Here is a 12,379-nt window from a genome sequence, read left to right as displayed (position 1 = left end):
GGGACGCGAAATGCCGGGCGCCCCGTGGCAGTGCCCGCCGGATGCGGGTGGCCCGCACCTACTGCAAACAGTGAAAAAGGTCAATCGCGCCGCCGGTTGGCGCACAAGCAAACGCCGTCCGCGGGGCTGTGCGAACGGCGTTTGTCTCGGGCCTCCCGCCTGGTGCGGCAGAGGGGAAGCCCTTCTCGCTTCGGCGGCGCTAGATGCTGCGCCGCCGGGCCGCCGCCGCGGCGCCGAGAGCCGTCAGAAGCAGAAGCCCTGCGGCCGGGAGCGGGATCGGAGCGGTATCGAGGCGCACGGCGCCGAGATGGAAGATCGTATTGGTGCCGGAGCGCTGAGTCACAAGCATGGTCAGCGTATAGCTGCCAGGCCCGAGCCGCTGCGTCCAATTGCTGTAGTCCGGGTCTGCGAAGGCGGCGTCATAGTTGGCGCCGAGGTTGGTTGTTCCCTGGACCGGCAGTGACGTCAGGCCCTGCGAGACATTGTTGAGGAAGACCTCGAACTGATCGCCCGAGAAATAACCGTCAACGATTGAGAGGTTCGCAAAGCTGGAAAGCGTGAAGGTGAAAACACGCGTGGCAAGGGTGCCCACGCCGCCGAAGGCGAAGCGATCCCAGCCGCTGTCGATATTCAGCGTCGCCGCCGACGCCGACCCTGCCGAGCCAAGCAGTGCCGCCACCGCGAGCGCCCTGAGCGAAAATTGTTTCATATCCAGTCCTCACACCAACAGCCACAGATATTTCATCCGCTCGAATTGGGTCAGAATTTTGACGCAATGGCACTGTCCGCGTTTCGGTGACAGTCTCGGCGATTTTGATGAACTGCTGCGTATTTCATGGACCTACTGGCGTTGCCGGTCTGTCAGCCTGCCGAATTACGGCTGCGAGCGGGCCGAATCAGGGCTCTCGGGGTCGGAATGTGAGTCGAGTTGGGCGTGCCCGCCTTTTTTTCGCCGCAATTTACGCAGCCCTCAGCGGTTTCTCGCTCGCTGCTGAAGCTGCGATTGTTCCGCGTGTGGCTATTGCCGGGTTGGCGGGCACCGCGGCGCCGACCGGCTGGGTAGTTCGGGCGCGACCTAGACCATCATCTCCTTGGTCGCGCTGAGTTTCAGCGCCGGATAGTCGCGCTGGATGCGGTCGATGTCCCATTGCAGACGCGTGAGGTAGACGATGTCGCCGTCGTGGTCGTGGGCGATATGGCCCTTGTTCGCGTTCACGAAGGTCTCGACATCCGCCTTCGGCCCCGTGACCCAGCGGGCCGAGGTGAACTGCGATGATTCAAAGCGGACGGGCAGCGAATATTCCTGCTCGATTCTACTCGCCAGAACCTCGAACTGCAGGGCGCCGACGACGCCGACGATGAAGCCCGAGCCGATGGCGGGCTTGAAGACTTTCGCCGCACCTTCCTCGGCGAACTGCATCAGGGCCTTTTCCAGATGCTTGGCCTTCATCGGATCGCCTGCCCGCACCGTCTGCAACAGTTCCGGCGCGAAGGACGGGATACCGGTGAAGCGCAGCACCTCGCCCTCGGTCAGCGCGTCGCCGATCCTGAGCTGGCCATGGTTCGGAATGCCGATGATGTCGCCCGCCCAGGCCTCTTCGGCCAACTCGCGGTCGGCAGCCAGGAACAGGACAGGGTTCGACACCGCCATTGGTTTCTTTGAACGCACATGAAGCAGTTTCATACCCCGTTCGAAATGCCCCGAGGCGAGGCGGACGAAAGCCACGCGGTCACGGTGCTTGGGGTCCATGTTGGCCTGTACCTTGAAGACAAAGCCGGTGACGGGCCTCTCCTCGGCGCTGATCGCACGCTCGGCGGCTTTCTGCGGCTGGGGCTCCGGCCCGTATTCGCCGATCCCCGCCATCAGTTCCTTGACGCCGAACGAGTTGATGGCCGAACCGAACCAGATCGGCGTCATATGGCCTTCCAGGAACGATTGCCGGTCGAAGGCGGGCAGCAGTTCCCGCGCCATCTCCAGCTCCTCGCGCAGCTTCGCCAGCTGTTCGGCGGGCACATGGTCGGCAAGCTTGGGGTCGTCCAGCCCGTCGATCTTGATGCTCTCCGCCACCCGGTTGCGGTCGGCGCGGTCCATCAGTTCCAGCCGGTCGTGCAAGATGTCGTAGCAGCCGATGAAATCGCGGCCCATGCCGATGGGCCAAGACGCGGGCGAGACGTCGATTGCCAGGTTTTCCTGAATCTCGTCGATGATCTCGAACGTATCGCGGCTTTCGCGGTCCATCTTGTTACAGAAGGTCAGGATCGGCAGATCGCGCAGGCGGCAGACCTCGAAGAGCTTGCGCGTCTGGCTCTCGACGCCCTTTGCCCCGTCGATCACCATGATCGCCGCGTCCACTGCCGTCAGCGTCCGATAGGTGTCTTCGGAAAAGTCCGAGTGGCCGGGCGTGTCGACGAGGTTGAAGCGAAATTTGCCAAAGTCGAACGACATGGCCGAGGCGGAAACCGAAATGCCGCGCTCCTGCTCCATCTTCATGAAGTCCGACCGCGTGCGCCGCGCCTCACCCTTGGCGCGCACCTGTCCGGCCATCTGGATCGCGCCGCCGAACAGCAGGAACTTTTCGGTCAGCGTCGTTTTGCCCGCATCCGGATGCGAGATGATGGCGAAGGTGCGCCGACGGGCAATCTCCGGCGGCAGGGCAGGGCGGTTGTCGAACATGGCCGGCTACATAGTGGCAAGCCGTGTCCGTGTCCATCGGCTGCGCGGGCCGGCATTGGAATGTGCGTAGCGGCCCGTGCAACAGGTTGACCGAATCGGCGCGGCGTGCGGATATAGTTCATTGGCATGCAAACAAAGGAGATGAACGATGGTTGATCCCAAGCGTTGCGCAATAGTTCTGGTAGATATGGCGCGCGATTTCGTCGAGCCGGGCGGCTTCATCGCCAATGCTGGCGGACAGGAATACCAGGCGCGGGCCCGCGCCATTGTCGAGCCGCTGCAAAGACTGACCGCGGCGGCGCGGGCGGCCGGTGCCAAGGTGGTCTATTCAACGGACGAGCATACGCCCGACGATCTCGAGATGCGCAAGTGGCCGCCGCATTCGATGAAGGGCTCCGAATGGTCCGAAATCCTTCCCGATCTTGCACCGCACCCGGGAGACCTGAGCATCCCCAAGACGACCTACAGCGGTTTCCAGAGCTCGGACATGGAATCGCAGCTGCGCGCCCGCGGCATCGACACACTCTACATCACCGGGCTGCACACCGATTGCTGCTGTCGGCATACGTCGGGAGACGCCTTCCAGAAGGGCTTCAATCTTGTCTGGGTCACCGACGCGCTTCAGGCCTTCACGCAGGAAGGCCACGACGGCGGGCTGGAGTATTTCCGCACCTGGTACGCAACCGATCCCGAGACCCAGTTCCGGACTGCCGACGAGGTCGTGGCGGAATTCAGAGCGGCCAAGGCGGCGGCATAGAGGCGCGGCGGCGCGCCCCGCCTCAGCCGGCGCGCGCGATCAGCGGGTCGGCGGGCGGGTCGCGCAGGATACGGGTCGCGAATCCGCCAAGCAGCGCGCCGCCCACCCCGGCGCGCGCATGCGCACCCAGCGCCAAGAGGTCGGCGTTGTCGCGCGCGAGCGCGGCGGCGACGACCTGATCGACCACGCCTTCGATCATTGCGATCGGGCCGAAATGGGCGGGCAGATCACGGGCCTTGCGCAAGGTGGCTTCGGCCGACCGCGCCTCCTCGGAGAGCGCCTCGGCGGTCGAGGGGGCGATCAGACCGCGATAGGGCACATGCAGTGCGTGGACCCCCCCCAGCCGCGCCTCGGCCACCAGCAACGCCGCGGTGCGGACCGCCGCGGCGGACGCGGGCGAGAAGTCGATGGCCGCGACAACGACGCCATAGTCGGTGCCGGTCGGCGCGCAGGCCAGCAGTACCGGGCAGGCGACCTGCGCCACGATCCGTTCCATCGTCGTTTCGCGGAAGATGTCGGTGAACGGGCGTGGCCGGTGCCGCCCTAAGATCAGCAGATCGGCCCTTTCGGTGGCGCAGAGCAATGCCACCGCCGGTGCCCGATCGCCGCGCAGGGTGCGCAATTCGTGCGAAACCCCTTCGCTGTCCGACACGGCGGCGACCACCCTTGTCAATCGCGACTCGTCTGCGCGCGCGAATTCCTCGGCCAAGGCATTGGGCAGGCTGTCGTCCACCACGGTGACGACGATCGGCCGCGCCGCCCGCGCCCGCGCCAGACGAAAGCCGCGCTGCGCGGCCCGTCACATCACTGCGCCCATCGCCCAGGGCACGAACTCCGCGCCGCCGAATCCCAGTTCCTCGCTTTTCGTCTTCTCGCCCGAGGCAACGCGGATCATCAGATCAAGGATTTCTCCGCCTTTTTCCTCGATGCCGACGCCATGGGTGACGATATCGCCGCAGTTCAGGTCCATGTCGTCGCGCATCCGCGCGTACATCTCGCTGTTGGTGGCCAGCTTGAGGCAGGGCACGGGCTTGTATCCCGAGACCGAGCCGCGCCCGGTGGTGAAGGCGATCAGATTGGCGCCCGAGGCGATCTGGCCGGTGACGGAACAGGGGTCATAGCCCGGACTGTCCATATAGACGAAGCCGCGTTCGATGATCGGTTCGGCGAAGCGGTAGACCTGCGTCAGCGGCGCCGTGCCGCCCTTCGCGACGGCACCGAGCGACTTTTCAAGGATCGTCGTCAACCCGCCGCGCTTGTTGCCGGGGGAGGGGTTATTGTCCATCTCGCCACCAAGCCGGGCGGTGTATTCTTCCCACCAGCGCACGCGCGCGACCAGTTTCTCGCCGACCTCCCGGCTGACCGCGCGGCGGGTCAGAAGATGTTCGGCGCCATAGATTTCCGGTGTTTCCGACAGGATGGTCGTGCCGCCCTGGGCAACCAGAAGGTCCGACGCCGCGCCGAGGGCCGGGTTGGCGGTGATGCCGGAATAGCCGTCCGAGCCGCCGCACTGCATGCCGATCACCAGATGGCTCACGCTTTCCTCGCTCCGCCGCGCCGCATCGGCTGCGGGAGCCATCGCCTTCAGCTCCGCCAGTCCCTTGTCGATGGTGGCGCGCGTGCCGCCGGTTTGCTGGATCGTCATGTAACGGAAATTGCCGTCCGGCCGCAGCCGGTCGCGGCCGACGAGGTCGGCGACCTGCATCACCTCGCAGCCGAGACCGACCAAGAGGATGCCCGCGAAATTCGGGTTGCGGGCATAGCCTTGCAGGGTGCGGAACAGGGTCTGATACCCCTCGTCCTTGCCCGACATGCCGCAGCCTGTGCCGTGGACGATCGGCACCACGCCGTCGATGCGAGGGAAATCCCGAAGCCAGCCGTCGCGCTCTGCCGCTTCGGCGATGAAACGCGCGACCGAGCCCGAACAGTTCACCGAGGTCAGGATGCCAAGATAGTTGCGCGTGCCGACCTGCCCGTCGGGGCGGCGGTATCCCATGAATGTCCGAGCCGGTCCGGGCGCGGGCAGGCGGCGCAGGTCGGTCGCAAAGTGGTAGTCCTGATCGTGGCCGCCCATGCCGAGATTGTGGCTATGCACATGCTCGCCCGCCGCGATCGCCCGGGTGGCGACACCGATCGTCTGGCCATAGCGGACGACCTGCTCACCCGTTCCAATGGCGCGGGCGGCAATCTTGTGGCCGCGTGGCACGGCACCCGTCAGTCTCACGCCATCTACAAGCTCACCAGCCGTGAAATCGGTGAGCGCCACGAATATGTTGTCATCCGGATGCAGGCGGACTATCGGCCTCTGGGGGAGAGTTCCGGGCGGGGACATGGGTTTGCCTCATTTCTTTATGCGCCCGGACCGGGCCGCCCGCGGTGCGCGGCGCGGCTTGACAGAGAGGGAGCGAGGTCTAACATGTTAGTATGTTACCGATGAACGAGAGTGCCCCGCAAGAGGCAAGGCAGATGCCGGTGCTGCAACCGCTCGATGCCTTTTCTGGTTCGCTCGCCCAAAAGGTCTATGGTGCCCTGAAACAGGCGATCCTGTCGCTGGCCTACCGGCCGGGCGAAATTCTGCGCAAACCGGAGATCTGCGAGGCGCTCGGCGTCTCGCGCTCGCCTGTGTCCGAGGCGGTGGCGCGGCTCGCCGCCGAGGCCCTTGTCGATATCGTCCCCCAGGCCGGGACTTTCGTTGCCCGCTTTTCGATGGAGGAAATCCGCGAGGGCGCCTTCCTGCGCGAGGCGCTGGAACTGGCGGCGATCGAGCGGGTGGCCGCGACCATCACCGAGGAACAGCTGGTGCTGCTGCGTCGCAATCTGCGCGTGCAGGAGGCTTTGATCGCCGACGGCGACATCACGGGTTTCTACAAGATGGACGCCGAAATGCACGAGCTGATCCTCGGTCTTACCGGTTTCCGCCGCCTTGCCGCGATTGCGGAAACCTCCTGGGTGCATGTGAACCGGGCGCGCCAGCTGATCCTGCCGCAGCCCGGGCGGGTGCAGGCGACGCTGAGCGAACATCAGGCGATTGTTGCGGCGCTTGAAGCGCGCGATCCGGTCGGCGCGCGCGAGGCGACGCGCCAGCACCTTGGCCAGCTCATTAAGATCCTCGAACCCCTCGTTCTGGAACGGCCGGAGCTTTTCGCCCCGGGCTGACCGCACCTCACAGGAGCCGCCGATGAGCTTCCTCGATACCCGCCCCCGCTATGCCGTCCGGCTGAACGCGTTCCGGGCTGGATCGGGGGAGGGATTTGGGGGAATGGTTGCCCGTGCGGCGGGCGTACCCGGGATTGACGCTGCCGATCTCAATTTCCCCGATCATCTGACAGGGCAAACCGCCGAGTCGGCGCGAGATATTCTGGACCGGCATGGCATCGGGCTCAACGGTCTGGCCATGCGTTATGGCACCGACCCGGCCTTCCGGCTTGGCGCCTTCACCCATCCCGACCGGGCGACCCGGCAACGGGCCATCGACCTCACCAAGCGCGGCATCGATTTTCTGGGGGCCATGGGCGGTGGGGTGATGACGCTCTGGCTCGGCCAGGACGGCGTGGACTATCCGCTGCAGGCCGATTTCGAGCGGCTTTGGGAGGATACGGTTGCGGCGCTTGCCGAGGTCGCTGGGCATGATCCCCGCTGCCCGGTCGCGGTCGAATACAAGCCCGACGAACCCCGCGCCCGCGCCGTCTTGCGCGATGCTGCGACGGTCCTGCTGGCGCTGGCTGAGGTGAACCGCCCAAACCTCGGTGTCGCGCTCGACTTCGCCCATGCGCTGTATGCAGGCGAGGACCCGGGACAGACCGCGCGCCTCATCGCGCGCAAGGTGCCACTCTTCGGCGTTCATCTGAACGACGGTTACGCCAAGCGCGACGACGGTCTGATGGTGGGCTCCGTCCACCCGGTGGAGACGGTCGGACTGTTTCTTGCGCTCGACAGGATCGGCTATGAGGGCACGATCTATTTCGACACGTTCCCCGATCATGGCGGCCTTGATCCGGCGGCGGAGGCTGCGGCCAATGTCGCGATGGCCGAAACGCTTCGGTCTGCAGCGCGGCGGCTGCGCGATGGTCAGTCTTTGACCGAAGCACAATCGCGTCAGGACGCGGCGGCGGCGCTGGCTGCGGTTCGCGCCGCGCTCCTGAAGGACCAGTGACATGTCGCTTCTGGTCTGCGGCGCGCTTCATCACGACGTGATCGTGCAGGCCCCTCGGCTGCCCGTGGCTGACGAGACACTGATGGGCAGCGCCGTGAGCTATGCGTTCGGCGGCAAGGGCGGCAATCAGGCGGTGATGGCGGCGCGGATGGGCGCGCGGGTCGAGATGGCGGGCGCGGTCGGTACCGATGCGGCGGGGGACCTCTTGCTGGCGGAACTTGCGGCGGCCGGGGTTGGGGCGTCCCGCGTATGGCGGATCGATGGCGCTTCGGGCATGAGTGTGGCGATCCTGCAGGCGGACGGCGAATATGGTGCGGTCGTGGTCTCGGGTGTGAATGCCGCGGTCGATGCGGCGAGGATCGATCTGCCGGAAGACTGCCGTTTTCTGCTGCTGCAGAACGAACTGCCAGAGCAGGTGAACCTGCTGCTTGCCCGGGCGGCCCATGCGCGCGGGATCGAAGTGATCCTCAATGCCGCCCCCGCACGACCCGCCGCGGGGGAGCTTCTGAGCCTTCTGTCGCTTCTCGTCGTCAATCGCGGTGAAGCTGCCGCTCTGGTCGGCGATCGTCTGCCTGCCGAGAGCGTCACCGCGCTCGCCGCCCTCGGGCCAGCCCGCGCGATCCTGACGCGCGGGGCGGACGGGATTGCCATCTGGGATGGCACGGCCGCGAGCCTCGCGGCCGCCGTGCCCGTCAAGGCCGTATCTGCCCACGGCGCGGGTGACGCCTTCATCGGCGCGCTTGCGGCCGGGCTGATGAGAGGCGAAAGCCTCGAAGAAGCCGCGCATTTCGCGCAAGCCGCCGCCGCGCTCTTCGTCTCCACCCCGCCTGAAGGGCGGTCGGCCATCCGCCGACCTCAGGCCGAACGGTTTCTCGCCGGAAGGGCCAAAGTCGGCTTAAGCGCGCCCGAGCGAAGAGCGGGCGAAGCCCGACGATGAGCGACCCGTCAGAGTCCGTAGAACTCCGCAGCCGTGCCGCCGAAAATTCGCGCCCGTGCAGCCTCTGGCAAATGCGCCGTCAGGTCCTGCGCTGCCCGCCGCCAGGCCCCATATTCGGCGCGCAAGCGGCAGACCGGCCAGTCAGACCCCCACATCACCCGCTCCGCCCCGAATACCGCGATCACATGATCGGCGTAAGGCCTCAGCTCCTCGACCGTCCAACCCGGCTCTGCCTCGGTGATCAGGGCCGAGAACTTGCAATAGGACCCGGTCTCGCCTGCGATCCGCGCCATACCCTCGGCCCAATGGGCGAAGGATGCCGCAGAATGCGCCCTGATCTGCGGCTTCATGCAATGATCGACGACGACCCGCATGTCCGGGTGCCGTTTCAGGATGGTCAGGAAGTTCGCCAGATGGCGCGGAAACCCCAATGCGTCGAACGTCAGCCCCAAGTCGGCCACCGCCCGGAAGCCCCACTGCACATCCTCGCGCAGCATCCAATCGTCATCCGGAATATCCTGGATCATCGGGCGAATACCCTTGAATTTCGGATGGTTGGCAAGACGCCTTAATGTTTCACGGTCCGACGGCCTCTCGAAATCCACCCAGCCGACGACACCCTTCACGAACTCCGTCGCATCGGCGAGGCCGAGCATATATTCCGTCTCGTCGACCGTCGCCGCCGCCTGAACCAGAACCGTCCCGTCGATCCCTTCCCCCGCTAGGACCGGCGCCAGATCGGCAGGCGCGTAAGGCCGCGCCAGCACCGGGTCGTCCTTGGGCATCCAGAAATAATCCCCCCGCGCGGGGTTCCAGAAATGCTGATGGGCGTCGATCTGCATGGCTACCCTCTCAGACCGGCGCGTCGGGGCGCATCAGCCCTTCGGCCTTCAGATCAGCCCAGAGCGCGGGCGGTATCGCCGCCGTTGCGGCGGCCAGATTGGCCTCCATCTCGCTCACCGACTGGCCGCCCGGGATCACCGACAGGACCGCCGGATGGCGCAGCGGGAACTGGAAGGCTGCATCGACCAGCCGCACGTCATGATGCGCACAGACCGCCTGAATGCGCTCGACCCGCGCGATGATCTCGGGTGGCGCGGGATTGTAATTGTAGAAGGCGCCGGGTTTCGGCCCGCTTGCCAGGATGCCGGAATTGTAGGGTCCGCCGATCACGATGCCGATGCCGCGCTCTTGAGCCAGGGGAAGGAAGGAGGCGAGCGCCTCCTGTTCCAAGAGCGTATAGCGGCCTGCAAGCAGGAAGATGTCGAAATCGCCCCGCTCGGTCAGCCATTGGCAGGGCTGCCATTCGTTCACACCGGCGCCGAAGGCCCGGATCACGCCTTCCTCGCGCAGCTTCAGAAGCGCCCGGTAGCCACCGCCGATGAACTCGTCGAGCCTTGCCTGCAACGCTGCGGCGCTGCCATGGTTGAAGACATCGAGGTCATGGGCATAAAGCACATCTATCCGGTCCACCCCCAGCCGTTCGAGCGAAAACTCGACCGAGCGCAGGGTGCCGTCGAAGGAATAATCGTAGACCTCGCGGCGCGCGGGCACATCGAACCATTTGCCCACACCATCGCGCGTGTCCGGCGGGCAGGCGCTGAGAAGCCGCCCGATCTTGGTCGAGAGTACATAGTCGCCGCGCGGTTTGCCGCGCAGGAAGCGGTTGAGGCGCGTCTCCGACAGGCCGAAGCCGTAAAGCGGCGCGGTGTCGAAATAGCGCAGGCCCATGTCCCAGGCGCGCGTCAGCACCGCGTCGGCCTCGGTATCGCTGATCGCCCGGTAGAGATTGCCTAAGGGTGCGGTGCCGAAGCCAAGCTCGGTGAAGGACAGGGCACCCTTGCCGTTTCGGTCCCAGACGCGTGTCCTGAGTTGCATTCTCGCTCTCCCGGCAGCTAACATGCTAGCATGATTCATCATCCGGCGGGCTGCCGCAACCCGAATGGGAGGGGAGATGGGGAATTTCCGCAAGGTGTTCGGCGCGGGAAAGCCGGTGATCGGCATGGTCCATCTCGGCGCCTTGCCGGGGGCGCCCCTGCATGATCCGCAGGCGGGACTCGAGGGTTTGGTCACCGCCGCCCGCGCCGACCTTGCGGCCCTGCAGGGGGCGGGATTCGATGCCATCATGTTCGGCAATGAAAATGACCGGCCATACGAGTTTCGCGTCGACACAGCCTCGACCGCGACGATGGCCTATGTGATCGGTCGGCTCAGGGGCGAGATCAGGGTGCCCTTCGGCGTGAATGTCCTGTGGGATCCCATGTCCACGGTCGCGCTTGCCGCCGCCACCGGCGCGGCTTTCGTGCGCGAGATATTCACCGGCACCTATGCCTCGGACATGGGGCCCTGGACGCCGGACGCGGGCGCGGCGATGCGGTATCGCAACCGGCTCGGCCGCGGTGACCTTGCCATGCTCTACAATGTCTCGGCCGAATTTGCCGACAGTCTCGACCGCCGTTCCTTGCCCGACCGGGCGCGGAGCGCGGCCTTTTCCTCGATCCCCGATGCGGTTCTGGTGTCCGGTCAGATCACCGGCGAGGCGGCGGCCCTGTCGGATTTGGAAGCAGTGAAGAAAGTGCTGCCCGACATGCCGGTCCTGGCCAATACCGGGGTGAAACATGCGACCGTCGCCGATGTCTTGCGGGTGGCCGATGGCTGCATCGTCGGATCGGCGCTGAAGGTGGGTGGCGACACCTGGAACCCGGTCGATCCGGCGCGCGCCGACGATTTCATGGCGCGCGCCCGCGCCGCGCGCGGCGGGGCGTGATCATGCAGGACAGGCTCAAGCGCGATCTGGTCGATCTGATGCTGACCCCGGGCCTTTCTGGGCATGAGGAGCGGGTGGCAGCATTGATCCGCGCGCGCCTGCCGGACGGGTTAAAGACCCGGACCGACCGGCTCGGCAATCTGATCCTGACGCTTGAAGGGCGGGCGGACCGGGCTTCGGTCATGGTCTTCACCCATATGGACCAGCTCGGGTTCATCGTCCGCAAGATCGAGGCGGACGGGCTGATCCGGGTCGAGCGGATGGGTGGAGTGCCAGAACGGGCACTGGCGGCGCAGGCGGTTCTCTGTTGCGTGGGCGAAGGGAGCGATGTGCCGGGCCTCATCGCCAACAAGGCGCATCATGCGACGGGGCCGGACGAGAAATATAAGGTGCTGAAGGCGCCCGAGATATTCATCGACACCGGCCATGGCTCGAAAGCGGCGGTCGAGGCGGCGGGCGTGCGGATCGGCACGCCAATTGTCTATCTGCCCCGCGCCATGGACCTCGCGGGCGTGCGGATCGCCGGAACCTCGGTCGATGACCGCGCGGGCTGTGCGGTGCTGATCGAGCTGGTGCGGGCGCTGTCGGCGGTAAAGAACCGCCCCACGGTGCATGCGGTCTTTTCGGTGCAGGAGGAATTCAATCTGCGCGGCGCCCTTGTGGCGGCACAGATGTTGAAACCAGACATCGCGATCCAGATCGACCTGATGCTGGCGACCGATACGCCCGACATGGCCGACCGGGGCGAGATGCAGCTGGGCGCAGGGCCAGGGATGAGCCTTTATTCCTTCCACGGCCGCGGCACGCTGAACGGGGTGATCCCCCATCCGTCGCTGGTCGCGCTGATGGAACGGACGGCGGCGAGCGAAGGGCTGGCGCTTCAGCGCTCCGCCCAGGTCGGCGTGCTGACCGATCTCTCCTATGTGCAGCTCGTGGGCGAGGGTGTTGCCGCGATCGATATGGGCTTTCCCATGCGCTATTCGCATTCCGCGCTCGAATGCTGCGATCTTGCCGATCTCGAAGGGCTTACCCGCCTTCTCGCCGCCGCGATCCGGGCTATCGGGCCGGACTTTGCGCTGAACCGGGGCTGA

Annotated in this window: 11 protein-coding genes and 1 pseudogene; 6 read left to right on the top strand and 6 right to left on the bottom strand. The window is 65.9% G+C overall.

Features of this window, described 5'->3' with window-relative positions; all coding sequences use genetic code 11:
* Window positions 1–199: 199 nt before the first annotated feature.
* Window positions 200–709: a VPLPA-CTERM sorting domain-containing protein gene (locus OU426_RS03520; protein WP_267632455.1), complete on the bottom strand. Its 510-nt coding sequence runs from the start codon at window positions 707–709 to the stop codon at window positions 200–202.
* A gap of 366 nt (window positions 710–1,075) precedes the next feature.
* The gene (locus tag OU426_RS03515; protein ID WP_267632454.1) at window positions 1,076–2,674 is read right to left on the bottom strand and encodes a peptide chain release factor 3; all 1,599 of its coding nucleotides are present in this window, start codon (window positions 2,672–2,674) and stop codon (window positions 1,076–1,078) included.
* Window positions 2,675–2,822: 148 nt separating this feature from the next.
* Here OU426_RS03515 and OU426_RS03510 point away from each other — a divergent pair, with 148 nt between their 5' ends.
* The gene (locus OU426_RS03510) at window positions 2,823–3,431 is read left to right on the top strand and encodes a cysteine hydrolase family protein (RefSeq protein WP_267632453.1); all 609 of its coding nucleotides are present in this window, start codon (window positions 2,823–2,825) and stop codon (window positions 3,429–3,431) included.
* A gap of 22 nt (window positions 3,432–3,453) precedes the next feature.
* Here the strand turns inward: OU426_RS03510 and OU426_RS18145 are convergent.
* Window positions 3,454–4,218: pseudogene (locus OU426_RS18145) on the bottom strand (universal stress protein); the annotation flags it as partial.
* Window positions 4,219–4,230: 12 nt separating this feature from the next.
* A complete protein-coding gene (locus OU426_RS03495; RefSeq protein ID WP_267632452.1) occupies window positions 4,231–5,763 on the bottom strand; it encodes a UxaA family hydrolase in 1,533 nt (510 codons plus the stop codon).
* Window positions 5,764–5,897: 134 nt separating this feature from the next.
* Between OU426_RS03495 and OU426_RS03490 the strand changes: the two genes are divergently transcribed.
* Genes OU426_RS03490 through OU426_RS03480 form a run of 3 tightly spaced genes read left to right on the top strand, consistent with a single transcriptional unit; the run spans window position 5,898 to window position 8,521 of the window.
* Entirely contained in the window at window positions 5,898–6,587 is a 690-nt protein-coding gene (locus tag OU426_RS03490; protein WP_267632451.1) for a GntR family transcriptional regulator, read from the top strand.
* A 22-nt stretch (window positions 6,588–6,609) separates the two neighbouring features.
* Window positions 6,610–7,584 carry a sugar phosphate isomerase/epimerase family protein gene (locus OU426_RS03485; RefSeq protein ID WP_267632450.1) on the top strand — a complete coding sequence of 325 codons (975 nt, stop codon included), beginning with the start codon at window positions 6,610–6,612 and terminating at the stop codon, window positions 7,582–7,584.
* 1 nt (window position 7,585) lies between these two features.
* The gene (locus tag OU426_RS03480; protein WP_267632449.1) at window positions 7,586–8,521 is read left to right on the top strand and encodes a PfkB family carbohydrate kinase; all 936 of its coding nucleotides are present in this window, start codon (window positions 7,586–7,588) and stop codon (window positions 8,519–8,521) included.
* Window positions 8,522–8,529: 8 nt separating this feature from the next.
* On the opposite strand, the gene OU426_RS03475 is transcribed toward OU426_RS03480, so the two are convergent.
* Window positions 8,530–9,363, bottom strand: coding sequence for an amidohydrolase family protein (locus OU426_RS03475; RefSeq protein WP_267632448.1), 834 nt, complete (start codon window positions 9,361–9,363; stop codon window positions 8,530–8,532).
* A gap of 10 nt (window positions 9,364–9,373) precedes the next feature.
* The gene (locus tag OU426_RS03470; protein ID WP_267632447.1) at window positions 9,374–10,399 is read right to left on the bottom strand and encodes an aldo/keto reductase; all 1,026 of its coding nucleotides are present in this window, start codon (window positions 10,397–10,399) and stop codon (window positions 9,374–9,376) included.
* 76 nt (window positions 10,400–10,475) lie between these two features.
* Here OU426_RS03470 and OU426_RS03465 point away from each other — a divergent pair, with 76 nt between their 5' ends.
* Window positions 10,476–11,288, top strand: coding sequence for a BtpA/SgcQ family protein (locus tag OU426_RS03465; RefSeq protein ID WP_267632446.1), 813 nt, complete (start codon window positions 10,476–10,478; stop codon window positions 11,286–11,288).
* A gap of 2 nt (window positions 11,289–11,290) precedes the next feature.
* Entirely contained in the window at window positions 11,291–12,379 is a 1,089-nt protein-coding gene (locus OU426_RS03460) for a M20/M25/M40 family metallo-hydrolase (RefSeq protein ID WP_267632445.1), read from the top strand.

Source organism: Frigidibacter sp. RF13 (assembly GCF_026626305.1).
Taxonomy (GTDB): domain Bacteria; phylum Pseudomonadota; class Alphaproteobacteria; order Rhodobacterales; family Rhodobacteraceae; genus TMP-24.
The sequence above is the reverse complement of the archived record's forward strand: the minus strand, read 5'-3'. Positions and strand labels throughout refer to the sequence as shown.

Coding starts and splice junctions, on each gene's coding strand:
- OU426_RS03510 (WP_267632453.1), top strand. CDS start 2,823: ATGGTTGATCCCAAGCGTTGCGCAATAGTTCTGGTAGATATGGCGCGC.
- OU426_RS03465 (WP_267632446.1), top strand. CDS start 10,476: ATGGGGAATTTCCGCAAGGTGTTCGGCGCGGGAAAGCCGGTGATCGGC.
- OU426_RS03515 (WP_267632454.1), bottom strand. CDS start 2,674: ATGTTCGACAACCGCCCTGCCCTGCCGCCGGAGATTGCCCGTCGGCGC.
- OU426_RS03475 (WP_267632448.1), bottom strand. CDS start 9,363: ATGCAGATCGACGCCCATCAGCATTTCTGGAACCCCGCGCGGGGGGAT.
- OU426_RS03520 (WP_267632455.1), bottom strand. CDS start 709: ATGAAACAATTTTCGCTCAGGGCGCTCGCGGTGGCGGCACTGCTTGGC.
- OU426_RS03485 (WP_267632450.1), top strand. CDS start 6,610: ATGAGCTTCCTCGATACCCGCCCCCGCTATGCCGTCCGGCTGAACGCG.
- OU426_RS03495 (WP_267632452.1), bottom strand. CDS start 5,763: ATGTCCCCGCCCGGAACTCTCCCCCAGAGGCCGATAGTCCGCCTGCAT.
- OU426_RS03490 (WP_267632451.1), top strand. CDS start 5,898: ATGCCGGTGCTGCAACCGCTCGATGCCTTTTCTGGTTCGCTCGCCCAA.
- OU426_RS03480 (WP_267632449.1), top strand. CDS start 7,586: ATGTCGCTTCTGGTCTGCGGCGCGCTTCATCACGACGTGATCGTGCAG.
- OU426_RS03460 (WP_267632445.1), top strand. CDS start 11,291: ATGCAGGACAGGCTCAAGCGCGATCTGGTCGATCTGATGCTGACCCCG.
- OU426_RS03470 (WP_267632447.1), bottom strand. CDS start 10,399: ATGCAACTCAGGACACGCGTCTGGGACCGAAACGGCAAGGGTGCCCTG.